General features: G+C 61.8%; 24 protein-coding genes. 13 read left to right on the top strand and 11 right to left on the bottom strand.

All coding sequences use genetic code 11. The features are described 5' to 3' along the window. Positions 1–6: 6 nt before the first annotated feature. The 4 genes from cysW to QA637_RS20555 form a co-directional block, all read right to left on the bottom strand. Positions 7–894 (bottom strand): sulfate ABC transporter permease subunit CysW, encoded by an 888-nt coding sequence (gene cysW, locus QA637_RS20540; RefSeq protein WP_283066569.1) that lies wholly within the window; start codon positions 892–894, stop codon positions 7–9. Further along, a complete protein-coding gene (cysT, locus tag QA637_RS20545; RefSeq protein ID WP_283066570.1) occupies positions 884–1,741 on the bottom strand; it encodes a sulfate ABC transporter permease subunit CysT in 858 nt (285 codons plus the stop codon). Before cysT ends, cysW begins: the two co-directional genes overlap by 11 nt. Positions 1,742–1,747: 6 nt before the next feature. Beyond that, positions 1,748–2,773 carry a sulfate ABC transporter substrate-binding protein gene (locus tag QA637_RS20550; RefSeq protein ID WP_153439901.1) on the bottom strand — a complete coding sequence of 342 codons (1,026 nt, stop codon included), beginning with the start codon at positions 2,771–2,773 and terminating at the stop codon, positions 1,748–1,750. Between the two features lie 238 nt (positions 2,774–3,011). Next, the gene (locus QA637_RS20555) at positions 3,012–3,935 is read right to left on the bottom strand and encodes a sugar kinase (protein ID WP_283066572.1); all 924 of its coding nucleotides are present in this window, start codon (positions 3,933–3,935) and stop codon (positions 3,012–3,014) included. 264 nt (positions 3,936–4,199) lie between these two features. Here QA637_RS20555 and QA637_RS20560 point away from each other — a divergent pair, with 264 nt between their 5' ends. Further along, a complete protein-coding gene (locus tag QA637_RS20560) occupies positions 4,200–5,516 on the top strand; it encodes a hemolysin family protein (RefSeq protein ID WP_153439899.1) in 1,317 nt (438 codons plus the stop codon). A 31-nt stretch (positions 5,517–5,547) separates the two neighbouring features. Here the strand turns inward: QA637_RS20560 and QA637_RS20565 are convergent, their stop codons facing one another. Then, positions 5,548–6,606, bottom strand: a complete 1,059-nt coding sequence (locus tag QA637_RS20565) for a D-TA family PLP-dependent enzyme (protein ID WP_153439898.1) — start codon at positions 6,604–6,606, stop codon at positions 5,548–5,550. Positions 6,607–6,775: 169 nt separating this feature from the next. Between QA637_RS20565 and QA637_RS20570 the strand changes: the two genes are divergently transcribed. From QA637_RS20570 to QA637_RS20595, 6 genes are all read left to right on the top strand, one after another. Beyond that, positions 6,776–7,618 (top strand): transporter substrate-binding protein, encoded by an 843-nt coding sequence (locus QA637_RS20570; protein ID WP_283066574.1) that lies wholly within the window; start codon positions 6,776–6,778, stop codon positions 7,616–7,618. 65 nt (positions 7,619–7,683) lie between these two features. After that, a complete protein-coding gene (locus QA637_RS20575) occupies positions 7,684–8,346 on the top strand; it encodes an amino acid ABC transporter permease (RefSeq protein ID WP_153439896.1) in 663 nt (220 codons plus the stop codon). Between the two features lie 5 nt (positions 8,347–8,351). After that, positions 8,352–9,011, top strand: a complete 660-nt coding sequence (locus QA637_RS20580) for an amino acid ABC transporter permease (RefSeq protein ID WP_153439895.1) — start codon at positions 8,352–8,354, stop codon at positions 9,009–9,011. 13 nt (positions 9,012–9,024) lie between these two features. Continuing rightward, positions 9,025–9,795 (top strand): amino acid ABC transporter ATP-binding protein, encoded by a 771-nt coding sequence (locus QA637_RS20585; protein WP_153439894.1) that lies wholly within the window; start codon positions 9,025–9,027, stop codon positions 9,793–9,795. A 55-nt stretch (positions 9,796–9,850) separates the two neighbouring features. Next, positions 9,851–10,234, top strand: coding sequence for a RidA family protein (locus tag QA637_RS20590; RefSeq protein WP_283066577.1), 384 nt, complete (start codon positions 9,851–9,853; stop codon positions 10,232–10,234). A gap of 97 nt (positions 10,235–10,331) precedes the next feature. Next, the gene (locus QA637_RS20595; RefSeq protein ID WP_283066578.1) at positions 10,332–11,153 is read left to right on the top strand and encodes an IclR family transcriptional regulator; all 822 of its coding nucleotides are present in this window, start codon (positions 10,332–10,334) and stop codon (positions 11,151–11,153) included. Positions 11,154–11,211: 58 nt separating this feature from the next. Here the strand turns inward: QA637_RS20595 and QA637_RS20600 are convergent, their stop codons facing one another. From QA637_RS20600 to QA637_RS20625, 6 genes are all read right to left on the bottom strand, one after another. Continuing rightward, positions 11,212–12,288, bottom strand: coding sequence for an ABC transporter ATP-binding protein (locus QA637_RS20600; RefSeq protein WP_283066579.1), 1,077 nt, complete (start codon positions 12,286–12,288; stop codon positions 11,212–11,214). Further along, positions 12,285–13,220 (bottom strand): carbohydrate kinase family protein, encoded by a 936-nt coding sequence (locus tag QA637_RS20605; RefSeq protein WP_283066580.1) that lies wholly within the window; start codon positions 13,218–13,220, stop codon positions 12,285–12,287. The genes QA637_RS20600 and QA637_RS20605 overlap by 4 nt, the downstream gene beginning before the upstream one ends. A gap of 4 nt (positions 13,221–13,224) precedes the next feature. Then, a complete protein-coding gene (locus tag QA637_RS20610; protein ID WP_283066581.1) occupies positions 13,225–14,250 on the bottom strand; it encodes an SIS domain-containing protein in 1,026 nt (341 codons plus the stop codon). Beyond that, positions 14,247–15,092: a carbohydrate ABC transporter permease gene (locus QA637_RS20615; protein WP_283066582.1), complete on the bottom strand. Its 846-nt coding sequence runs from the start codon at positions 15,090–15,092 to the stop codon at positions 14,247–14,249. Before QA637_RS20615 ends, QA637_RS20610 begins: the two co-directional genes overlap by 4 nt. Further along, positions 15,092–15,973: a carbohydrate ABC transporter permease gene (locus tag QA637_RS20620; protein WP_153439888.1), complete on the bottom strand. Its 882-nt coding sequence runs from the start codon at positions 15,971–15,973 to the stop codon at positions 15,092–15,094. Before QA637_RS20620 ends, QA637_RS20615 begins: the two co-directional genes overlap by 1 nt. A 133-nt stretch (positions 15,974–16,106) precedes the next feature. Next, complete coding sequence (locus QA637_RS20625; protein WP_283066583.1) at positions 16,107–17,345, bottom strand: extracellular solute-binding protein; 1,239 nt, start codon at positions 17,343–17,345, stop codon at positions 16,107–16,109. A gap of 225 nt (positions 17,346–17,570) precedes the next feature. Here QA637_RS20625 and QA637_RS20630 point away from each other — a divergent pair, with 225 nt between their 5' ends. The 6 genes from QA637_RS20630 to QA637_RS20655 all read left to right on the top strand — a co-directional run bounded on the left by QA637_RS20630 (position 17,571) and on the right by QA637_RS20655 (position 24,443). After that, entirely contained in the window at positions 17,571–18,800 is a 1,230-nt protein-coding gene (locus QA637_RS20630) for an ROK family transcriptional regulator (RefSeq protein WP_283066584.1), read from the top strand. Positions 18,801–19,022: 222 nt separating this feature from the next. Then, positions 19,023–19,922 carry a sulfate adenylyltransferase subunit CysD gene (gene cysD, locus QA637_RS20635; protein ID WP_153439885.1) on the top strand — a complete coding sequence of 300 codons (900 nt, stop codon included), beginning with the start codon at positions 19,023–19,025 and terminating at the stop codon, positions 19,920–19,922. Next, the gene (nodQ, locus tag QA637_RS20640) at positions 19,922–21,823 is read left to right on the top strand and encodes a bifunctional sulfate adenylyltransferase/adenylyl-sulfate kinase NodQ (RefSeq protein ID WP_283066585.1); all 1,902 of its coding nucleotides are present in this window, start codon (positions 19,922–19,924) and stop codon (positions 21,821–21,823) included. Before cysD ends, nodQ begins: the two co-directional genes overlap by 1 nt. Continuing rightward, the gene (cysQ, locus tag QA637_RS20645) at positions 21,820–22,629 is read left to right on the top strand and encodes a 3'(2'),5'-bisphosphate nucleotidase CysQ (RefSeq protein ID WP_153439883.1); all 810 of its coding nucleotides are present in this window, start codon (positions 21,820–21,822) and stop codon (positions 22,627–22,629) included. Before nodQ ends, cysQ begins: the two co-directional genes overlap by 4 nt. A gap of 84 nt (positions 22,630–22,713) precedes the next feature. Beyond that, complete coding sequence (locus tag QA637_RS20650) at positions 22,714–23,454, top strand: PHP domain-containing protein (RefSeq protein WP_283066586.1); 741 nt, start codon at positions 22,714–22,716, stop codon at positions 23,452–23,454. Next, on the top strand, positions 23,451–24,443 hold the full coding sequence (locus QA637_RS20655) for an ATP-grasp domain-containing protein (protein WP_283066587.1): 993 nt from the start codon (positions 23,451–23,453) through the stop codon (positions 24,441–24,443). Before QA637_RS20650 ends, QA637_RS20655 begins: the two co-directional genes overlap by 4 nt. Positions 24,444–24,448: the final 5 nt, after the last annotated feature.

Genomic DNA, 24,448 nt, shown 5'->3' on the forward strand with positions numbered 1-24,448 from the left:
GACCTTTCAATGCCTGCGGCTGGCAGCGATCTCGTCGCTGTATCGAAGTTCAAGTGCCGTCTTCAAGACGAGCGTTACCAGCGCCAGGAGCGCAAGGAGTGCCGCCACTGCAAAGGCGGCGACGAAATTGTACTCATTATAGAGGATTTCCACTTGCAACGGCATGGTGTTCGTTTGTCCGCGAATGTGCCCCGACACGACCGAGACCGCACCGAACTCTCCCATGGCGCGGGCGTTGCAGAGAAGCACGCCGTAAAGCAGGCCCCATTTGATGTTGGGCAGCGTCACATGCCAGAAGGTTTGCCAGCCCGTGGCGCCAAGCGACAATGCCGCTTCCTCGTCGCTGGTGCCCTGTTCCTGCATCAGCGGGATCAGTTCGCGCGCGACGAAGGGGAAGGTGACGAAGACAGTTGCGAGCACCAGCCCGGGCACGGCAAAGAGGATCTGGATGCCATACCTCTGCAGGATAGGGCCGAGCAGACTGTGCGACCCGAAGAGCAGCACGAAGACAAGGCCCGAAATCACTGGCGACACCGAGAAGGGCAGGTCGATCAACGTCGTCAGGAACGCCTTGCCCTTGAACTCGAACTTGGCGATCGCCCAAGCGGCCGCCACCCCGAAGACGAGATTGAGCGGCACGGCGATCGCAGCGACCAGCAGCGTCAACCGGATGGCGGAAAACGTCTCCGCATCACGTAGCGCCGAGACGAACTCTGCCGGTCCCTTGCGGAACGCCTCGATAAACACCGTGGCAAGCGGCAGCAGCAGGAACAGCGCCACGAAACCGAGTGCAACCACGATCAGGATCGTACGTGCGAGCCGGGTCTCCGAGGTTGCTGACTTGACCAGTGTTGACGGCGCCGTAATCGACGCGGAACCGACATCATGCGCCATAGCCGTATCTCCGTCTGCTCCAGGACTGGATCGTGTTGATGACCAGCAGCATGATGAACGAAAGGACCAGCATCACCGCGGCGATCGCGGTTGCCGCCGGGTAGTTGAACTCCTCCAGGCGAATGATGATCAGGAGCGGTGCGATCTCCGAGACGTAAGGCAGGTTGCCGGCGATGAATATGACGGAGCCGTATTCGCCGACGCCACGCGCGAAGGCGAGCGCGAAGCCCGTCAGCCCGGCCGGAAGAAGGCCCGGGAGCAGGACGCGGCTGATGGTCTGATAGCGGCTGGCGCCAAGCGTTGCGGCTGCTTCCTCCACCTCCTTGTCGATTTCCTCCATGATCGGCTGAACCGTTCTGACGACGAAGGGCAGGCCGACGAAGACGAGGGCCACGACAATGCCGGCAGGCGTGAAGGCGATCTTGATGCCAAGGGGTTCGAGAAGCGAACCGATCCAGCCGTTCGGCGCATAGAGCGCCGTCAGCGCAATGCCGGCAACCGCGGTCGGCAGCGCGAACGGCAGATCGACCATGGCGTCGATGACGCGCTTTCCGGGAAATTGGTAGCGCACGAGCACCCAGGCAAGCACGACACCGAAAACGAGATTGATGACGGCGGCCACGAAGGCCGTGCCGAAGCTGATCGTCAAGGCATTGACGGTGCGCTCGTCAGAGGCGAGCGCGAAGAATTTCGACCAGCCGAGGCCGCTTGAGCGCCAGATGAGGCCGGAAAGCGGAATGAGTACGATGAGGGTGAGCCATGACAGGGTGACGCCGAGCGCCAATCCGAAACCCGGAATGACGCTCGGCTGCCGAAACTGCCATCGCCTGCTGCTGCGAAAGGCCATGAAATATTATTGTCCCGGCTTGTAGATCTGGTCGAAAATTCCGCCGTCGGCGAAGAATTTCGGCTGAGCTTCCTTCCAACCGCCGAATTCGTCAATAGTGACCAGCTTCACATCGGCGAAGCGCGCCGTGTCCTTGGGGTCGGCCAGCTCCGGCTTGAAGGGCCGGTAGTAGTGCTTGGCTGCCAGTTTCTGGCCGACGTCGCTGTAGAGATAGTTCAGATAGGCTTCCGCCACCTTCCGCGTGCCCTTGCTGTCGACATTGCCGTCCACAAGTGCGACCGGCGGCTCGGCCTTGATCGAGATCGATGGCGTTACGATCTCGAAATTGTCAGGCCCGAGTTCCTCCAGCGAGAGATAGGCTTCGTTTTCCCAGGCGAGCAACACGTCGCCGAGGCCCCGCTGGACGAAGGTCGTCGTCGCGCCGCGTGCGCCGGTGTCGAGGACCGGCACGTGCTTGAACAACTGCGCGACGTACTCCTGGGCCTTGCCATCGTCGCCGCCATTGGCAGCTCGTGCCCAGGCCCAGGCTGCAAGGAAGTTCCAGCGCGCACCACCCGAGGTCTTCGGGTTGGGGGTGATCACCTGGATATCTTCCTTGACGAGATCGCCCCAATCCTTGATGCCCTTGGGATTGCCCTTGCGAACGAGGAAAACGATGGTCGAGGTGTAGGGAGAGCTGTTGTTTTCGAAGCGGGTCTTCCAGTCGGCCGGAATTTTTCCGCTCTCCTTGGCGATCGCGTCGATATCGGCTTCAAGCGCCAGCGTAACGACGTCCGCCTCGAGGCCGTCGATCACGGACCGAGCCTGCTTGCCAGAGCCGCCGTGGGAAGTCTGGATCGTCACCGTCTCGCCGGTATCGGCCTGCCATTTTTCGGCGAACGCCGCATTGAATTCCTTGTAGAGCTCCCGCGTGGGATCATAGGACACGTTCAGGATCGTTGTGTCCGCTTGAGCGAGGCCAACGGAGCCAAGCTGCAGACTGCCGACCACAAGCGCTAGTTTTACTATTCCGGTAAGTCTATTCGAGCCCATATTGCCCTCCATCCTTTACCAAATAAAACTATCAATTTAATCGACTATCTCAACGCAAACTTATGACGCTCTGTCCCCCTTTCGTGAAATGTCCTGTCGTCAATCGGGTCTTTGCGGAAATTCTTTTCTCGCTTGGTTCTCCTGCGGTTGGGCGCGGCCGCAAAATAGCACAGCATATTAGGAAGGTGCCATATATCCAAAGCCGCCGGATTCGCCTCCGCCGCCAGGCTATCGCAGATCAGGCAGCGTCTGGTTGCGGTAGATGGTCCGATCCGATGAGGGCGCCGGGCTGCTCGATGACGCGTGCAGCGACCTTTGCGGCGAAGGCCGCGGCGTCGCGACAGGGCTGTCCCCTGAGGTGCATAGCCAAAAACGCCCCGTTGAAGCTGTCGCCGGCGCTGGTCGTGTCCCTGACAGGGTTTGCAGGATGGGCAGGAACATGCGTGACCGGGCCGGCGCTCATGATCCTAATCCCGTTCTCGCCGTCCTTGACCGCGACAAGCTCCGCTCCGAGATCGCGGTAGCGCTTCGCCGTTGCTTCGGGATTGGCGTCCCCAAAATGACTGTGCTCGTCGTCGAAGCTCGGGAAGATCATTGTTGCCACGCGAGCGCCGTCGGAAACCGCAGCACACATCGTCTCGGTGTTTTCCCAAAGCCGTGGCCGCAGATTCGGATCGAACGCGACGGTCTTTCCCAACTCGCGCGCCCGGCGGATCTCCGCAAGCAGGCGGCTCCGATCGCCGGGCGAGAGGATCGCAAGTGTGATGCCGGAGAAATAGACGAGCGCGGCGTCATCGATTGCCGCGCGCAGTCGGTCTCCATCTTCGGCCAGCAGCTTTGCCGCCGATGTGTCCCGCCAGTATTGAAAGCTGCGCTCGCCGTCCTTCAGGTGGATCATGTACATGCCGGGATTGCGCCCCTCGATGCGGCGCACATGATCGCTGGCGATGCCGGCGCCGTTCATGAAGGAGAGCATTTCGTCGGAAAGCCTGTCTGTTCCAAGTGCCGTGAAGTAGCTTACCCGCCAGTCGTTGCCGAGAAAGGCGCGGGCATACCACGCCGTATTGAAGCTATCGCCCGCGAAACCCTTCTTGAGATGGCCGTCGCCGGCCTGTGAAAGTTCGATCATGCATTCGCCGATCGAGAGAAATGTCTTTGGCATCGGGTAGTGTCCCATGAGTGGGGAGGCAGGTATCGGTGATGATAAGGCGCGAAGCGGCCGTCCATGTATCCTAGAAAAGTTCCCGGGTGCAAATCTAGTGTGAAATCGAAAGGGATGCCCGTGCGCGGCCCGGGTGTTTTTGGCCGCGTTCGTCCATCCATCCAAACCCACGACACGCGGATATCTCGTCTGCCTCCGGCGGCAAGAGCGTGATACGCTTGGTGACCTTCAACAGTCCGAGGCGTTACCGCCCGAAGGGAGATCATGTCCGGTTCCGATGGCAGTATTCTCGATTTTCTCGGGGTATTGGCCGTGTTTCTGCTTGTCGGTGCGAACGGCTTCTTCGTCGCTGCCGAGTTTTCGCTCGTTTCCGTCCGCCGCAGCCGCGTGGCTGAACTGGTAGCGCAAAAGCGCATGAATGCGAGCGCGCTCCAGCATGCCGTCGAAAATCTCGATGCCAACCTGGCGGCCACCCAGCTTGGGATCACGATATCGTCCCTGGCACTGGGATGGGTCGGTGAACCGGCGCTCGCCCATCTGGTCGAGCCGTTGCTGACGGTCTTGCCCGCGGCCTGGGCATCAGTCGGATCACACGCCATTTCCGTCGCGGTTTCGTTCGTCATCATCACTGCGCTGCATATCGTGCTCGGCGAACTGGCACCGAAGAGCCTCGCCTTGCAGCGAAGCGAGGGCACGGCGCTCGCCGTCGTCCGCCCGCTCGCGCTGTTTCTCTTCCTGCTGCGCCCCGCGATCCTCGCCCTCAACGGCCTCGGCAATCTCGTGCTTCGATTGATCGGTCTGCGACCAGGTGCCGGCGAGGCATCGCTGCATTCCCCGACGGAGCTGAAGCTCCTTGTCGCCGAAAGCCAGGAGGCCGGACTTCTCGATGCCGCCCAGCAGGAACTGGTGGAGCGGATATTCAGCATCGGCGACCGAAGGATTTCCGACATCATGACGCCGCGGATCGAGGTCGACTGGATCGACGCCGACGACAGCCAGGAAGAGATCCTGAGGACGATCAGGGAATGTCACCACGAGCAGCTCCTGATCGGCCGGGGCAACATCGACTATCCGTTGGGCATGGTGCTCAAGAAGGACCTGCTTGACCAGTTGCTCGATCAGCAACCGCTTGACGTCCTCAGCATTATTCGGGAGCCGTTGATCCTGCATGAGTCGACAGCCGTCTTCCGTGTGCTCGAGAAGTTCAAGAGCGCCCCCGTCCGGTTGGCCGCGATCATTGACGAGTACGGGAGCCTCGAGGGGATTGTCACCCAGACCGACCTGCTGGAGGCGATTGCCGGCGACCTGCCGGACACGGAAGCCGTCGAGCCGGATATCATCGTGCGCGAGGACGGCAGCATGCTGATCGAGGGCATGATGGCCGCTCATGACGCTTTCGAGAGGCTGGGATTCCACGATCGGCCGGAGGGCGACTTCCACACGATCGCCGGCTTTGCGCTTCAGGTGCTCGGCCATCTCCCGCATGTGGGCGAGAGCTTCGATTTCGAGGGCTGGCGCTTCGAAGTCGTCGACATGGACGGCATGCGCATCGACAAGCTTCTCGCGTCGCGAATTGGCTGACAGGCCTCTTGGGCGGGCACGCCGCGAACGCTCAGAGAACGCGGCCGCGCGCGACGATGGGCCAGATCGACTTCACCTCATTGCCTTCGACGATATGCACCGCGTCGACCATGTTGGTCACCACGCAGGCGTGGTTCGGGACGATGCGCAACTTGTCGCCGACCTTCAAGCTGATCGGACCGTCGGAGACGAGCCTGCCGTGCTCTTCCGAAAGCTGGTCGATCCTGATGTCATCGCGCCCGAGAACGTGGCCGTAGCCGGAAAGACCGAGAAGGTCGGAGGTCAGGACCTTGCTGCCGGCGTCGATGATCGCCCTGTTTTCGGCGGGAACCGAGACCACCGTTGCAAGCACCGTCAGCGCGCAATTGTCCCACGTCGCGACACCGCGGGCAACGAGCGAGCGATCGTTGTAGATGTAGGTTCCCGGACGGTGCTCGGTCGCGACCGACGCGCCGGCCGCCTCCATCATGTTCGGTGTGCCGCCGGATGTGACGGTCGGCACGTCGATGCCGTCCGCTTCGATCAGCCGCTTCGCCTCGCTCATGAAGGCTTGAACGCGCTCCGTTCCGCCGACTGGCGGATAGGTCATCAGCCCGCCGAAGTGCAATCCGGGTGCATCGGCTATGCGCCGGGCGAGGCTCGCGGCCTCGGCCGGTGTCGCCACGCCGCAACGATCGGCGCCGGTGTTGCATTCGACAAGCACGGTCAGCGGTTCGTTTTCGCGGGCGAAGCGGGCCGACAGGCCGTCGATTACGGTCGGGTTGTCGGCGACCACGCTGAGGATGACGCGTTTGTTGAGCTCAGCGAGGCGCGCGAGCTTCTCCGCTCCGAGGATGTTGTAGGTGATCAGCACATCTTTGATCTGCGCGCTGCCCTCGACCATCGCCTCCGCCTCGGTGACTTTCTGGCAGGTTATGCCGATCGCTCCGGCCTCAAGCTGCAGTTCGGCCATCTGCGGAAGCTTGTGCGTCTTTATGTGCGGCCGCACCCGAATGCCGTGGCGATTCGCGTAGTCCTGGAACGCGCGAATATTGCGGCGGGCGATCTCGATATCGACCAGCACCGCGGGCGTTTCGATCGGCAGGGTCATACGGCTGGCTTCCTCTCTCAGACAACGGCGGATGGGCGGCGAACTTAGCCGATCCGGCTTGACAAGTTATGACCCAAGGCATTTGATAGGTCAATCCGGTATTCAGGACGCATGTCCATTATATTGGATAACAGAAAATCACCGGGAACTGACAAAGGGGAGATCTCCGATGATCAAGACATTTCATGCGACTGCGGGCCTCATAATCGCCACACTGGCAGCGGCGCCGGGCTTCGCGCAGCAGCCGACAAGCAAACTCGACGAAGTGCTTGCGCGCGGCCATCTGGTGCTCGGAACCGGCAGCACGAATGCGCCTTGGCACTTCAAAAGCGCCGACGACAAGCTGCAGGGCTTCGACGTCGATATGGGCCGCATTATCGCCAAGGCGCTGTTCGGGGATCCGGAGAAGATCGAATTCGTCAATCAGTCGTCCGATGCCCGTATTCCGAACATCACCACCAACAAGGTCGACATCACCTGCCAATTCATGACGGTCACGGGCGAGCGCGCCCAGCAGATCGCCTTCACCATTCCTTATTATCGCGAAGGCGTGGGCCTGATGCTGAAGGCGGACGGCAAGTATGCCGACTACAAGGCGCTCAAGGAGGCTGGTTCCTCGGTCACGATTTCGGTGCTGCAGAACGTCTATGCCGAGGATATGGTCCACGCCGCCCTGCCGGAGGCAACGGTCGATCAGTATGAATCTGTTGACCTGATCTATCAGGCGCTTGAATCGGGACGTGCCGATGCTGCCGCCACCGACCAGTCCTCGCTTGCCTGGTACATGACCCAGAACCCGGAGCGCTATAAGGATGCCGGTTATGGCTGGAATCCGCAGACCTACGCCTGTGGCGTCAAGCGCGGCGACCAAGACTGGTTGAACTTCGTCAACACGGCATTGCACGAGGCGATGACAGGTGTCGAATTCGACTTCTATGCCAAGTCGTTCAAGACCTGGTTCGGCAAGGATCTGACCACGCCGCAGATCGGTTTCCCGGTCGAATACAAATGAACCCTTCGCCGAGGCGGCCCCAGCGGGGCTGCCTCTCGCCCTGCTTTCAATAATGGCTGGCGCGCATGACTTACTCACTGAATTTCGCGGCCGTCTGGCGCTCGTTCGACCTTCTTCTGGAAGGACTTGCGCTCAGTCTCGGCCTCGCCTTCGCGGCAATCCTTGCCGGTTGCGTCATCGGATTGATTGCGGCTTTCGGGCTCGTTTCCAAGACTGTCGCGTTGCGCAAACCTGCCGGACTCTATGTCACGATCATCCGTAACACGCCGATCCTCGTCCTCGTTCTTTTCAGCTATTTCGCTCTTCCGGAACTTGGTGTCCGCCTCGGCAAGATCGAAAGCTTTGTGTTGACGCTGGCGATCTACTCCGGCGCCTATCTTGCCGAGGTGTTCCGTGGGGGCCTCATCGCCGTGCCGCCCGGCCAGCGCGAGGCGGGCCTTGCGATTGGGCTGACGGAGATGCAGATCCGCACCTCGATCATCATCCCCCTGATGCTGCGCAACGTCCTGCCGTCGCTTGGCAGCACCATGATCTCGCTTTTCAAGGACACCTCGCTCGCTGCGGCAATCGCCGTACCGGAACTCACGTTCGAGGCACGCAAGATCAATGTCGAGACCTTTCGGGTCATCGAGACCTGGATCGTGGCGAGTTGCCTCTATGTCGCAACTTGTTCGCTCCTTGCCGCGCTGATGCGTGTCGTCGAGCGGCGTCTGGCCGTTCCGAGGTGACCATCATGGATTTCGCATTTCTCGATCAACTCTGGCTTGCCCGGCTGCCGCTCATCAAGGGGCTCGGCGTGTCGATTTCCATATCGTTCCTGTCGATCGCGGTCGGCACTGTGCTCGGCATTTTCGTCGGGCTGGCGCTGACCTATGGCTACAAGCCGATGCAATGGCTGGTGCGCGGCTATACCGACTTCATCCGCGGCACGCCGGTCCTGGTACTGGTGCTGGCGAGCTATTACGTGCTGAGCACCGTCGGCGTTGAACTCGGACCGTTCCAGGCGGGCATCCTTGCGCTCGCCGTCTTCTGCAGTTCGCATGTTGGCGAGCTGGTGCGCGGTGCATTGCAGTCGATTCCCAAGGGACAGACGGAGGCTGCAAAAGCGATCGGGCTCACGTTCTCGCAGACCTTCGCTTATGTGCTTGGGCCCCAGGCATTGCGCCAGGCGCTGCCTGCCTGGGTCAATACGGCAGCCGAGATGGTCAAGGCGTCGACGCTGCTCTCGATCATCGGCGTCGGCGAATTGCTGCTGCGTACGCAGGAGCTAATCTCTCGCACTTTCATGAGCCTCGAATTCTATTTTTTCGCGGGCTTTCTCTATTTTGTCATCAACTACAGCATCGAGCGCTTCGGTCGCTATGTCGAGCGCAAGACCGCTGTTCCGTCGTGAGGCTTCGCATCCGATGACCAACAATCTTCTTGAAATCCGCGACCTTCACAAGCGCTACGGCACGGTTGAAGTACTGAAGGGCGTCGACTGCACCATGCGGCAGGGTGAGGTGATCAGCATCATCGGCTCGAGCGGCTCCGGCAAAACGACAATGCTTCGCTGCATCAACATGCTGGAGGAGTTCCAGGGCGGGACGATCAGCATCGACGGCGAGGAAATCGGCTATGAGATGGTCAACGGCGTCCGCCGCCGCAAGCGGGAAAAGGATATCGCACGCCAACGCGCACTCACCGGTATGGCCTTTCAACAGTTCAACCTTTTCCCGCATATGACTGCCGCCGGCAACGTCGCGCTCGGCCTCGTCAAGGTCAAGAGGATGAGCCGTGACGAGGCGAAGGCGATCGCGGAGAAGTGGCTTGACCGCGTCGGGCTGCTGTCGCGCAAGGATCATTATCCTGGTCAGCTTTCCGGCGGCCAGCAGCAGCGCGTAGCAATCGCTCGCGCCATCGCGATGAACCCGAAGCTGATGCTCTTCGACGAGGTCACTTCGGCGCTGGACCCTGAATTGGTCAACGAAGTGCTGCAAGTGATCAAGGGGCTCGCCGAGGACGGGATGAGCATGCTCCTCGTCACCCATGAGATGCGCTTCGCCTACGAGGTTTCGTCGCGGGTAATCTTCATGAATCAGGGCCGCATCGGCGAAGAAGGCAATCCGCGCGAGATGTTCCTGAAACCGAAGACCGAGCGCCTGACAGATTTTCTGAAAACTTCATCGTTCAACTGAAGGGCCGGTTCAACCGGAGACCGATAATCGAAATGCAGAATTGGAGTGAAGTGCTGTGACGATTAAGCGTTATGGAACGGGCGAAACCGGTGCGGGAAAGCAGGCTTTGCCATTTGCACGCGCCGTCGAGGCAGACGGTTGGCTATACGTCTCGGGACAGGTCGCCATGGAGGCCGGCGAGATCATCGACGGCGGCATCATTGCCGAAAGCCGCAAGGCGATCGAAAACATGATCGCGATCCTGCATGAGGCGGGCTACGGCGTTGAAGACGTCGTGCGTGTCGGCGTCTGGCTCGATGACCCGCGCGACTTCTGGAGCTTTAATGGGATCTACGCGCAATACTTCGGTGAGAACCCGCCGGCACGCGCCTGCGTACAGTCACGCATGATGGTCGACTGTAAGGTCGAAGTTGACTGCGTCGCCTACAAGGCTAAATGAGGTGAACTTGGCGTCGGGTTTGCGGAGCGGGTGAAGTGAGTGCGGATTTCTGCCCGCATGGTTTTCACTCGTGCTCCGGCACCGCAGGAGAATGGCTATGGCTGATGCGGTAGATACGGTCAACCGGAGGGCACGGGGTCTCGACCGGGCATTCGAAATCCTCGACTTTTTGCGCCTGCAACGCCAGCCCCTGCGCCCGAACGAAATCGCCCAGGGTATCGGCGCCCCGCGCTCTTCCGTCTACGAGCTCGTCAACCTGCTGATCCGGCAGGGCGTAATCGAGTATCGGGGCGAAGATGGCCGTGTCTTTCTCGGGCGCAAGCTCTATTTCCTCGGTGCGGCCTACGCCGAGCAATTCGATCTTATGCGCGAGTGCGAACATCTGTTGGCGAGGATCGCCGAGGAGACGCGGGAGACCGCGCAGATGTGCCAACTGGAAGGCAACAAATATGCCGTCGTTCTGATGAACGAGGGAAGCCGCCCCTTCCGCATCTCCACCAATATCGGCGAGCCGGTCGCCATTCCGTGGACCGCGTCTGGTCGTCTGCTGGTCGACCACATGAGCGACGAGCAGATACTGGATTTCATTCCGGCCGAAGATTTCGTGCTGCCGACGGGCAAGCGCCTCGATCCATCCGATTTCATCGGCCAGGTCCGGGAAGCCAAGAAGGACGGCTATTTCACCTTCAACAGCATCGTCGACAGCTTTACCCATTGCTTTGCCGTGCCGGTGTACGACGCTGAAGGAATTTGCATCGCGACGCTCTGCCTCGTCGCTCCCAAGGAAGACGGCTTGCGCAATCGTGATGCTTATCTTCGCGTATTGATCGGTGCGGCGGCGGAACTTTCCGAGAAGCTTGGCTATAGCCAGGACGGACCGCCGGTTCGGATAGCAACCCGGGCAGCCACTGGCTATTAAAGTCCAGGTTCGTTGCAGACCGCCATTATTGCCGACGGTCTCGGCGGTTCTCACGCCGTCAGCAACGAGCGCCCGTTTCGGGATCGAAGAGATGCAGCGCCGCCTCATCGAAGGAGAAGAGTTGCTGTGACCCGGCGCCAAAACGCGTGCGCGGCGGAAGGCAGGCGGTGATCGTCTGTTCGCCGAGCTTTGCCGTCGTGACCAGCTCCGGTCCCGTCAGTTCCATGACCTCGACGTGCGCCTTGAAGTGGACGCCCGGCGCGTCGGCGCTTGCGAGCCGCAGCGCCTCCGGCCGTATGCCGATCTTGACGCGCCGGCCCGCCGCCGCGGCACTTCTGAGAACTGCGGGCAGCGGAAGCATCTCCTCGGAGCCGCTTATCTTCAGAGCCTTGTCAGCCACTTCCGCGTCGAGAATGTTCATCGGCGGCGAACCGACGAAACCGGCGACGTAGAGCGATGCCGGCCGGTCGTAGATTTCCTCGGGCGTGCCGAGTTGTTCGATGCGGCCGTCGCGCATGACGGCAATGCGGGTCGCAAGCGTCATCGCCTCGATCTGGTCGTGGGTCACGTAGACGATGGTCGTCTTCAGCATCTGATGCAGCCGCTTCAGTTCGGTGCGCATCTCCATGCGCAGCTTTGCGTCGAGGTTCGACAGCGGCTCGTCGAAAAGAAAGACCTGCGGATTGCGCACCAGCGCCCGCCCGATTGCAACGCGCTGGCGCTGGCCGCCGGAAAGCTGGCTCGGCTTGCGGTCGAGAAGATTTTCGATCTGAAGAAGCCGTGCCGTCTCGCGCACCGCCGTTTCGCGCTCGGCCGCCGGCACCTTGCGCATCTCAAGGCCGAAGCCGATGTTGCGGGCGACGCTCAAGTTCGGATAGAGCGCGTAGGACTGGAACACCATGGCGATGTCCCTGTCCTTTGGATGCAGGCCCAGGATCGAGCGTTCGCCGATGCGGATGTCGCCGCGGCTTGGCTCTGCAAGCCCGGCGATGATGTTCAGGAGGGTGGACTTGCCGCAGCCGGAGGAGCCGAGGAGCACCAGGAACTCGCCGCTTTCAAGCGCGATGTCGATGCCTTTCAGCGTCTCCACCTCGCCGTAGCGCTTGTGGATGTCGCGGATTTCGAGTGCGCTCATTTCCTGGTCTCCTCAACGAAGGCCGAAAGGGGTTTGCCATAGCTGCGCGGCAGCGTGGAGATAGCCTCGGAGGCGACGGTGACGCCGACCCTCAGGCAGGTTTCGAGCGGCAAATCGGCGGCAAGCGCGGCCAGGAAGCCGGCATTGAAGACATCGCCGGCGCCGATCGTGTCGACGACGTCGACACGAGGCGCGGGAACCGAATATTCCGCGCCGGTCTTGTCGAGGGCAAGCGCACCATGGGCCCCCCGCTTGACGACGACGATCGCTTCGGACGGCATCTCTGCCTTCAGCTGACGGGCGGCCTCGCGGGGGTCAGTCTCGCCGGTCAGCGTGGTCGTCTCGACCTCGTTGAAGAGCGCGCAATGGCAGCGCTTCAGCCAGTCGAGGGTCTTGCGCTCGTTCGCCTCGGTCCAGCCGCCGAGCGGCCAGCCAGTGTCGAGCGCGACCGCAATGTCATGCGCATCCGCCCAGTCAAATAATTCGTCATAGGCGTGTGTCAGGGCGTCGGTCAGGAACGAGCCCGCAAGCAGCGCAAAGCCGCCGCGAAGGCGCTCGCCGTCAAGCATCGTGCGAACTTCGTCGAAGCTGAAGAGCGGCAGGTGGCCGCGCGTGGTGAAGAACGTGCGCTCGCCGTCCGGGTGGGTAATCCCCACCGATAGCGTCGTGCCCACGGTTTCGACCGGCCATTCCCGCGCGCGCACGCCGAAGGCCTCCTTCAGCCAGGTGCCGAACTGGTCATTGCCGACATTCGCGGCAATCGCGTAGCCGACGCCGAGCGAGTCCCAGGCAAGTGCGCTATTGCCGGCGCAGCCGCCGACGCGCAGCTCGTCATGATCGACGATGATCTCCGTGCCAGCCTTCGGCCACGGCTCGGCCGGCCCGAGGATCAGGTCGATGTTGACGTTGCCGATGACTGCAAGCGGGCGCATGGCGTCATTCGCTCCGGGTGATCTTGGTGGAGCGCACCGGCGTGCCGGCATTGTCGACGCGCGCATCCGCGAAGGCGAGCATCAACGACTGTGCAACCGGCAACATGGCAAAGACCGCCGCCAGGCCTGCGGCGCGCTCGAAACGGATGGTCGTGACCCCTTCGACCAGCGGTTCGCCGGACGCATCGAAGACGATCACGGGAGAGCCCGCTTCTGCAGCGGAGCTCGCCATCGCGGCCACGAGACCTGCCGTTGGGTCGCTGGCGCGGAAGAGTACGACCCCGACAGATGGGCCGAGCATCTCCATCGGGCCGTGGCGAAGCTGTCCGCCTTCTAGCGAGAAGCAGGGAAGGCGCGACAGCTCGGTAAGTCCGAGCGCGATCGCCTCGGCAAGGCCCTGCAACCTGCGGCCGGAGGTGACCACCGCGCGCGCGCCGGCGAGTGCGGCAAGCGCTTCGTCGATCGCCGGGGCTTCCGGCTCGCGAAGTGCGTGAAGCGCGCCGGCCGGGTCATCCCCGAGGGCGGCCAGGACTGAAAGATGCAGCGCGAAACTGATCGTCAGGCTGCGGGTCGCGGCAAACGCCTGCTCCGTGCCGCCGGCGCCGATCAGCGATGGCGCGGTGCGCGCCAGAAAGGAATTGCCTTCCAGCGTCAGTCCGAACGTATCGGCCGTGCCGCCATTGGTCTCCTTGAACCAGCGCAGCACCTCGGCGCTTTCGCCCGATTGAGAGGTGATCAGGACGGTCTTCCCCTCGATTGGCAACGGCTGGCCGAGCTGTTCGGAAAGCGGGATCGCCACGGCTTCGATGCCGAGTGCCCGATAGAGCGGCTCGACGGCGCGCCCGACCGCATGCGAGCCGCCCATCCCCAGGAGCAGGAGGCGGCCTGTCGATCTCAGCGACGCGGCAATTTTCCGCGCCAGAGCAGCCGACTGTTCATAGGAGGCGATGGCATCGGCATGCTGGCGCGCCATTTCCTTGTCGATCGCGATGAGCCCGGCGGGCCTTTGCTTGGAAGCCTTCATGATCATCCTTTGACGCCGCCGCTGGTGAGCCCGGAAATCAGGGCCCGTTGCATGACAAGACCGATCAGCACCGGGGGCAGGGCGGCAAGCACACCGGCGGTGGCGATCAATCCGTAGTCGGAGACACGGCCGCCGGCGAGGTCCGCTATGGCGACAGTCAGCGTCTTGGCGCGCAGGTCGGAGGTGAAGAGCAGCGCGTAGAAGAATTCGTCCCAGGCGAGTAGGAAGGCAAAGAGCGCGGAGGTCGCCATCACCGGGGCGGCAAGCGGCAGTGTCAGTAGCCTGAGGATCTGGTCGAGCCGTGCGCCGTCGATCATGGCGGCGCTTTCAATCTCCCTCGGTATCGAATCGAAGCCCGATTTCAAGAGCCAGGTGGTGAAGGGTGCGAGGATGGTGAGATAGACGAGCGCCAATCCGAACACCGAGTTGAGCAGGCCGAAATAGGCAAGCCCCATATAGAGCGGCACCGCGAGCGCGACGGGCGGCAACATATAGGTGGCGATCACCGCATAGAGTGACCAGGAGACCGTGGCCGTGCGCGACACCGCCCAGGCGGCGGGAATGGCGACGGTAACCGCGGCGAGTGTCGCCATGCCGGCGACCTTCAGGCTGTTGAGCAGCGAGGCGACGAAGGCGGCGCCGGCGCTGTTCTCGATCGTCGACAGCAGGGCGCGGTAGCGCGAAAGATCGATCTCGTCCGGCCACCAGTTGAGCGGCTTGGCGGCAAGGTCGGCGGCCGACGAGATGCTCATGACGAAGAGCCAGGCGAGTGGCGCCAGGATGACGATCGTAAGCAGCAGCGCGCTCAGATAGACGAAGGCGATGAAGAGCCGGTTCTGGCGTTCCATCACGATGCTCCCGCCGCCTTGCGAAGCAGCGCCGCATAGGCAACCGCGAGAATGGTCACGAGCAGCGTGACGATGAGCGCGAGCGATGCGCCGGAACCCGCCCGTTGGAAGGAGAAGGCCTCCTGATAGACGAGGATCGAGAGCGTGCGCGTGCTGTTTGCCGGTCCGCCGCGCGTCATCACCCAGATGATGTCGAAGACCTTGAAGGCCTCGATCGTGCGCAGCACCAGCGCCACCAGCAGCGGGCCTGCGAGATAGGGCATGATCACGTAGCGAAAGCGATTGAGCGGGCCCGCGCCGTCGACAAGTGCAGCCGCAGCGATGTCGCGGGGGACCGCCTGAAGTGCAGCGAGCGCGATCAGCGCCACCAGCGGAAAATTCTTCCAGCAATCGGCGACGATCAGCGCCGCCAATGCCAGACCTGGCTCGCCGAGCCACGAGCGATAGCTGTCGAGAAGGCCGAGCTGCGTGAGCGCCGCATTGAGGGCGCCGTATTCCGGATTGTAAATCAACCGCCAGAGCGTGGCGTTGACCACCGTCGGCAGCGCCCAAGGCAGGATCATCAAGGCTCTGAGCGCCGTGCGTCCGCGAAATTGCTGGTTGAGCAGGAGCGCGGCGAGCACGCCCAGCACCATTTCGGCGGCGACGGACACGACCGCAAACCATGTGGTTGTGATCAGCGCCCGCTGGAAGTTCGACCCGCCGACCATTTTTGCGTAGTTGTCGAGGCCGACGAAACCGCCAGCAGTGCCGACGAGTTTCGCATCGGTGAAGGAGAGCCGCACCGTATCGACCAATGGCCAGCCGATGACGGCGATCATGACCACGAGCAGCGGCAGCATCAGGAGCCACGCGCGTGTTGTTATCCAGGTACCGGGCATCGGATGAAGACCCTTGCGGCCGTCAGGGCCGTTTCATGCGATTCATATGTTTCGGTTGTGCCGAGGGCTTCCAAGAGGCCGCAGGTGTAGGTCACGTTCCGAGCGACCGGCCCGGAACGTGACGCTGGCCTTCTCAGAGGCCGCTGTTCTCGGCAGCCGTCTTCAAGGCGTCTTCGGCGGAAGTCTGGCCGAGCAGCGCCTCCTGGATTGCCTGTTGCAGGGCAGTCGAAAGCTCCTGATACTTCGGCGTCGTCGGCCGCGGATACATGGCCGCGAGGCCAAGCTTGGCCGCCGCGATCAGCTCTTCCTGGCCTTTCGTCACGCTGGCGTCCTCGTAGGACGAGGCCCAGATCGGCAGGCTGAGCTTCGCATACGCGTTCTGCGTCGGCTGCGAGGTCATGTGGACGATGTATTTCCATGCCTCTTCCGGATGCTGGCTGGTCGAGGTGATGCCGAGGCCCATCGAACCGTTGACGGCCGAAACCTCGCTCTTGCCGGCGACGCCCGGAGCCGGCACGACGCCGACCTTGCCGGCCACCTTGCTTTCCTTGGGATCGTTGGCAAGGTTGTACATATAGGTCCAGTTGAGCGCGAAGGCGGCCTCGCCGTTCTGGAACACCTTGCGCACATCCTCCTCAAGGAATTCCTTGGAGTTCGGATTTGTGAGCCCGGAGGTGTAGCTCGTCACCATGTAGTTCAGCGCATCGAGACCGCCGCCGGTGGTAAAGGCGGGCTTGCCGCCGTCGATGAACTTGCCGCCATAGGCGCTGACCAGCGTCGTGTAATCGCAGATCGCGGCTTCGGCTTGCGACCAGCTCCAGGCGATCGGTGTTGCGAGCAGTCCCTTGTCCTTGATCGTCTTTGCCTGTTCGGCAAGCTCGTCCCAGGTCTTCGGTGGTGCGGTGATGCCGGCCTTTTCCAGGATCTCCTTGTTGTAGAAGAGATATTTGGTGTCGAGGATCCACGGCATGCCATAGCGCTTGCCATCATATTCGACCGTGGTCCAGGCGCCCGGCAGGACGCCTTTCTTCATCTCGTCGGTGATGCGGTCGGTGACATCGACGAGCACCTTGTTGGTGGCGTATTCGGCCGGCCAGATGACATCAAAGAGAACGACGTCGTAACCGCCGCCGGAGCCCTGCGCCAGCACGGTCTTGTCATGCAGCCCTTCATAGGGGACGAATTCGAGGTTGACCTTTATATCCGGATTCGCCTTGGTGAAGGCCTCCGTCATGGCGCGGACATCGGCCTCGCTATAGGCGGCCTGAGCCATGAATAGCGCGTTCAGCGTCGTTTCCGCATAGGCCTGGTCGCTGAAGGATATTCCGACAAGGGCGGCGCCAAGCAATGCGTTGCGCGTGGATTTCAACATTGTTGCCTCCATAACCGATCTTTCAGCTCCGGGCGCTCATCGGCGCGCCGGATGCGGTGAACCCCGCCGCGAACGCGGCGGCCGTCGACAAATCAATCGGAGCGTTTGCGGCAGCATAGCACCGCCGCCTTCGTTCCCCCGAGGTTTCTTGCGACCTCCTATTAAGTCAATTGTCTTGACTTATTTCTTCGCCAATATTCTAACAGTGTCAAGCGGGATTTGTGGATGAACGAGATGCGCTCCATCCGGGCCAAGAGCGGGACCAATCAGGAGGGGACCAGCGCGCACAATCGCCGCGTGATGATCGATGCCTTGCGGTTGAATGGGCAATTGTCGCGCGCCGATCTGGCGCGGGCGACGGCGCTTACCAAGCAGACCGTTTCAAACATCATCGAGGAGCTCGAAAGCGACGGCCTGGTTACGTCCCTCGCCGCCGTGCGCAGGGGCCGGGGGCAGCCGTCAACGCCCTATCGTCTGGTCCCCGAAGGCGCCTTCGCGATCGGCCTGCAGATCGACCGGCACGTCACGCGTACGATCGCGGTCGATCTGGTCGGCACCGTGCTCGCGCGGGGCGAGGCGAACCTGCCTGCCGGTGGCCCGGAGACGGGAGTTAAGACCATCCTGGATTTGATCGCCAGGACCCGTCGTGACCTGGCGGCGATCGCGCCTGAATCCGAGGATCGCTTCGTCGGCCTCGGCGTGGCGATGCCCGGGCCGTTCGGCATCGATGCGGACGCTGACGATCCCTGGATGATGGCGGCCTGGCAGAATTTCCCTCTCCTGGAAACACTGTCAGTTGGCACCGGTCTTGACGTGCGCTTGCAGAACGATGCAGCCGCGGCCGCGACGGCCGAGAAGATGGTTGGCGCGGCGCACGGGGTCGATCAGGCGATCTGCATCTATCTTGGCTATGGCCTCGGGGCCGGGCTGATCCTCAACGGCGAGCTCTATCGCGGCGCCAACGGCAATGCCGGCGAGATCGGCATGATCTTGAGCCAGCCGCGCGCGGCTTCCGGCATTGAGCGTGCCCCGCTCGAACACCGCGCTTCGATTGCATCGCTCAGCAAGATCCTTGGTCTCGATCCCGCCGATCCCGATCTTTATCGCCGGATCGACGAGAGCGCCGGCGCACCGGACGCACGCGTCACCGCATGGGTCGGCGACGTGTCCTTCGAGCTGCGGGCGGCTGTTCAGGCGCTGGAGAGCATTTTTGATCCGCAAACCATCATCCTGTGTGGCGGCATGCCGCCGGGCCTCGCCCGCCTGCTGATCGAGGCCATCCATCCGTTGCTGCCTTCGATCGCCGAGCATCGCGCACGCAACATGCCGCGCCTGCAACTGGGCTTTACGGATCCCTGGGCGGTGGCCATCGGTGCCGCTGCCGAGCCGATCAGCCGGACTTTCGATCCTCGTTTTTCCGCGATCCTGAAGACACGCACGGCGGGTGCGGTCTGACTGGAATAGGACGAGGCCGACGTCTCGCACCCGCCTCGCGAAGAGCAGGATTGCTATTATTACTTGAAATAATAGCAATATGGCGCTTAAATGCCGCCTAGTCGGCGGGACAATGTTTATCTGCTGGACTCATTATTTGGTCGCGCCTGCAAACCCGTGGCGGCGGCAACTTTTTTATCGCATACAAGAATTTATATTATTTAAAATCAGAGGGATTGCGACATGTCTCTTCCCCATCTTCGGCGGCTTGAAGCCGAAGCAATTCATGTTATTCGAGAAGTCGTTGCAACGTTTTCCAACCCGGTCGTGCTTTACTCCATTGGCAAGGACTCATCGGTCTTGCTGCACTTGGCGATGAAGGCGTTCTATCCGGCCAAGCCGCCCTTTCCCTTTCTCCATGTGGACACCAAATGGAAGTTCCGGGAGATGATCGAGTTTCGCGACCGGATGGCACGCGAGCTTGGGTTCAACCTTCTGGTGCATGTCAATCAGGACGGGATCGATCAGGGCATTGGGCCGTTCACGCACGGATCCAATATCCATACCCACGTCATGAAGACGATGGCGCTCAGGCAGGCGCTGGAGAAATACGGGTTCGACGCGGCGCTCGCAGGAGCACGGCGCGACGAGGAGAAGTCGCGGGCCAAGGAGCGCATCTTCTCCATCCGCAGCGCCCAGCACGGCTGGGACCCCAAGCGCCAGCGCCCCGAGATGTGGAAGACCTACAACACGCGGGTCGGCCAGGGCGAGACGATGCGGGTCTTCCCGCTTTCCAATTGGACCGAGTTCGACATCTGGCAGTATATCCTGCGCGAGAACATACCGATCGTGCCGCTCTATTTCGCAGCCCGGCGGCCGGTGGTGAAGCGCGACGGCATGCTGATCATGGTGGATGATCACCGCATGCCGATCCAGCCCGACGAGGCGGTCGAGGAGCGCCTGGTGCGTTTCCGCACGCTTGGCTGCTACCCACTGACCGGGGCGGTTGAATCCGAGGCTGCCACGCTTCCGGACATATTGCGGGAAATGCTCACGGTGCGCACGTCCGAACGGCAGAGTCGCCTGATCGACACGGACGAGGTCGGGGCGATGGAGAAAAAGAAGCGGGAGGGGTACTTCTGATGTCGTATCTTCAAACCATGCCGCCGCATGACATCGAGGCGCATCTGGCCGAGCACGACAACAAGTCGATCCTGAGATTCATCACCTGCGGCTCTGTCGACGACGGCAAGTCGACCCTGATCGGACGCTTGCTTTACGATGCGAAGCTGATCTTCGAGGATCAGTTGGCAAATCTCGGCCGCGTCGGCAGTCCAGGCGCCGCCAACGGGAAGGAGATCGATCTGGCCCTGCTTCTCGATGGGCTCGAGGCCGAGCGTGAACAGGGCATCACAATTGATGTCGCCTACCGCTATTTCGCCACGTCGAAGCGCAAGTTCATCGTCGCCGATACGCCCGGCCACGAGGAATATACGCGCAACATGGTGACCGGCGCTTCGACCGCGGATCTCGCCATCATCCTGATCGACAGCCGCCAGGGTATTCTGCAGCAGACACGGCGCCATTCATATATCGCGTCGCTGCTCGGCATCCGGCATGTCGTGCTGGCGGTCAACAAGATCGACCTGGTCGATTTCCGCCAGCAGGTATTCGACGAGATCGTCGAAGACTACCTGGTCTTTGCCAAGGAACTCGGCTTTGCCAGTATCCGGCCGATCCCGATTTCCGCCCGTTACGGCGACAATGTCATCTCGGCTTCCGCGAACACGCCCTGGTACAAGGGGCCGGCTCTGCTTGATTATCTGGAGACGGTTGAACTCGACCCGACCGATCGGGAGAAGCCGTTCCGTTTCCCGGTCCAAATGGTCATGCGGCCGAATGCGGATTTCCGCGGCTATGCCGGACAGGTTGCGTCCGGCAGGATCTCGGTCGGCGATCCGGTGGTCGTCGCGAAATCCGGGCAACGCTCATCGGTCAAGGCGATCGTCACCTATGACGGCAACCTCAAGACGGCGGGGGAGGGCGAGGCTGTAACGCTCATGCTTTCGGACGAAGTCGACGCCTCGCGCGGCAACATGCTCGTCGCCCCCGGCTCGCGACCATTCGTGGCGGACCAGTTCCAGGCGCATGTTATCTGGTTCGACGCCAATGCGATGATGCCCGGGCGCAGCTATATCCTCAGGACCGAGACGGACAGCGTCAGCGCGACCGTCACGACGCTCAAGCACCAGGTCAACATCAACAGCTTCATCCGCGAGGCGGCGAAGTCGCTGCAGATGAACGAAGTGGGCGTGTGCAACATCTCGACGCAGACGCCGATCGCCTTCGATGCCTACAATGACAACCGGTCGACAGGCAATTTCATCTTCGTCGATCGGGTGACGAACGCAACCGTCGGCGCCGGGATGATCGACTTCCCGCTGCGCCGCGCCGACAACGTCCATTGGCATGCGCTCGAGGTGAACAAGGGCGCGCGCAGCGCGATGAAGAACCAGCGCCCTGCCGTGCTTTGGTTCACCGGCCTTTCCGGTTCCGGCAAGTCGACGATCGCGAACACGCTGGACCGGATCCTGCATGCGCGCGGCAAGCACACCTATCTGCTCGACGGCGACAACGTGCGCCACGGGCTCAATCGGGACCTCGGCTTTACCGAGGAGGATCGCGTCGAGAACATCCGTCGCGTGGCCGAGGTCGCCAAACTCATGGCCGATGCCGGCCTGATCGTGCTCGTCTCCTTCATTTCTCCGTTCCGCGACGAACGCCGCATGGCGCGAGAACTGATGGACGAGCGCGAGTTCATCGAGATATTCGTCGATACCCCGCTCGATGAGTGTGCGCGGCGCGATCCGAAAGGGCTCTACGAGAAGGCACTCGCCGGCAAGATCGCGAACTTCACCGGCGTGTCCTCGCCCTATGAGGCCCCGGAGAATCCGGAATTGCATCTGCGGACGGTCGGCCATGAGCCGATCGATCTGGCGCTTGAGATCGAGGAATTCCTCGACCGGCTGATGGAGGACAAATGACGCCCCTTTGCGAAGTGCTTGAACGCATTGCGCTCGACGCCGGAGCGGCGATTCTCGATGTTTATGACGCCGGCCCCAATGTTTCCTACAAGGACGACCAGTCGCCCGTCACCGAGGCGGACGAACGAGCCGAAGCCATCATCCTCGACAGGCTGGCGGCCGCCTTTCCGCACACTCCCGTCGTTGCCGAAGAGGCGGTGGCGTCGGGTCGCGTTCCCGACATCAGCAGCGGCTGCTTCTTTCTGGTCGACCCGCTCGACGGGACGAAGGAGTTCATCAACCGACGCAACGACTTCACCGTCAACATCGCTCTCATCGAGGGGAATGTGCCGATCGCGGGCATAGTCTATGCGCCTGCGCAGCGCTGCGCCTATGTCGCCGATGCTGGCCGGGCGCAAAAGCTTCTCCTTTGCCAAGATTGGAAGGTCGAGCAGAGGCAGGCGATCCGGGTGCGGACGCGCGGCGCCGCGCTGACGGCCGTTGCCAGCCGCTCGCACGGAAGTTTCGAGACCGAGGCGTTCCTAGCCGGTCACGGCGTGACCGACTTTGCGTCGGTCGGGTCTTCGCTGAAGTTCTGCCTGCTCGCCGAAGGCAAGGCCGACGTCTATCCGCGCTTTGGCCGAACGATGGAGTGGGACACGGCGGCCGGCGATGCGGTGCTGAAGGCCGCGGGCGGATCGGTGGTGCGGTTGGATGGCTCGCGCCTGCTCTATGGCAAGACGAGGCAGGACAGCGATAGCGACTTTGCAAACCCGCATTTCATCGCCTGGGCGGACATGTCCACCGCTCCGCCTGTCCAATGCTGAAGGCCCATGGCCCTCACGTATTTGGCCGGAGAATCGACAGTTGGTACGTCCACCGGGAATATTTGGCGAAGGGCACGGTAAAGCATGGACGGGCAAGGGAAAACGCGCACTGGCAAGCCTGTGTTCTGTCGTTTTCGGGATCTCAGCCGAGAGCACTTGAATGTCGAGCTGCAGGTCCACACCAGCTGGACCGATGGGCAGGCGACGGCGCTTGAGATCCTGCAAACGGCCAAGCAACGCGGTCTCGCTGAGCTTGCCTTCACGGAGCACGTCCGAGAAGACACCTCGTGGTTTCCTGACTTCAAGGCCGAGATTCTCTCCGCTGCGCGCCGGTTTGATGATTTGCGCGTCTATGTCGGCTGTGAAACGAAAGCCATGGACGACAATGGCCGGCTGGATGTGTCGCAGTCCGTGCTTGACGCGTGCGACATCGTTCTCGGCGTCGTTCACCGATTCCCGGACGGCCACGGCGGTTATCTGGATTTCAAACAACTGTCATTCGATGAGACGTCCGAAATCGAATTCCGGCTGTCGATGGGAATGATCGCAAGTGCGCCGATCGACGTGCTTGGTCACCCGGGTGGCATGAGCCTGAGGCGGCATGGCCGGTTTCCGGAGTCATATTTTCGCGCGTTGATGACGGCGACGCTCGAGCGGGGGATCGCGATCGAGATCAACTCCTCGTATCTCGTCGATATGCCGGCATTTCTGGCCTTGTGCGAAGAGGTCAACCCGTTTGTTTCGATCGGTTCTGATGCGCACAAGTTGAGCGAATTGGGCCGCTGCAGGGATCAGCTCATTGAACTGGGGGTAGGGCGATCATGAAGGTGTTCATCACGGGTGCAGGCGCCCTCCTTGGGCAAGGCATCATTCGCGCCTTGCGGCGTTCGACCCTGAAGGCGACGATAATCGTCGGCGACCCGAGCCCGCTCTCGGCCGGCCTGTACTGGGGCGATGTCGCCTACCTCGTCCCGATGGCGAAGGACCCTGAATATCTGGACAGCCTGGGCGAGCTGCTGCGTGCCGAGCGGCCCGACATCCTCATCCCCGGAACCGATGTGGAGCTGCCAATCCTTGCAGCGAACCGCGAGATGATCGAGAGGGCCTACGGAACCAAGGTGATCATCAGTTCGCCGCATGTGGTCTCGATCGCGAACGACAAATGGCTCACCTCCGAGTTCCTCCGGGAGCGGAGACTGGGGTTCGTTCCTTCGTGTTTGCCGGGTGATGAGGAGACGCTGATCGAACGGTGCGGCTTTCCCCTCGTCGTCAAGCCCCGGGTCGGCGCCAGGTCAATCGGCTTCAGCGTCGTACGCAACCGGGAGCAATTGAGGCGAGCCATAGCCGAGCAGCCCGACATCGTTATCCAGAAATATGTCGGCTCGGATGCGACCGAGTATACCGCCGGCACGCTGACCTTCGATGGAAAATGCCGCGCGACAATCGTCATGCGAAGAGACCTTCGGGACGGCAACACCTACAGGGCCTTTGCCGAGCCCTTTCCCGCCTTGAACAAGGCAATGGCAGAGGCAGCCGACGCTCTTGGCGCCTATGGTCCGGCGAACTTTCAGTTTCGTCTGGACGATGGCTTTCCCCGCATTTTCGAGATCAATGCGCGGTTTTCGGGCACCACGGCAGTCCGGATCCATGCAGGGTTCAACGAGGTGGAGATGTCGATCCGGCATATCCTTTTTGGCGAGCCAGTCGAGCAGCCGGACATCATGCCGGTGACGATATTGCGGCACTGGTCGGAGACCGTCGTAAGACCCGGCGAATTGATCACGGCCACCGGGCGGCTGCAGGAAGAAGTCTAGGCGGC

This window comes from Sinorhizobium terangae (assembly GCF_029714365.1).
GTDB lineage: Bacteria > Pseudomonadota > Alphaproteobacteria > Rhizobiales > Rhizobiaceae > Sinorhizobium > Sinorhizobium terangae.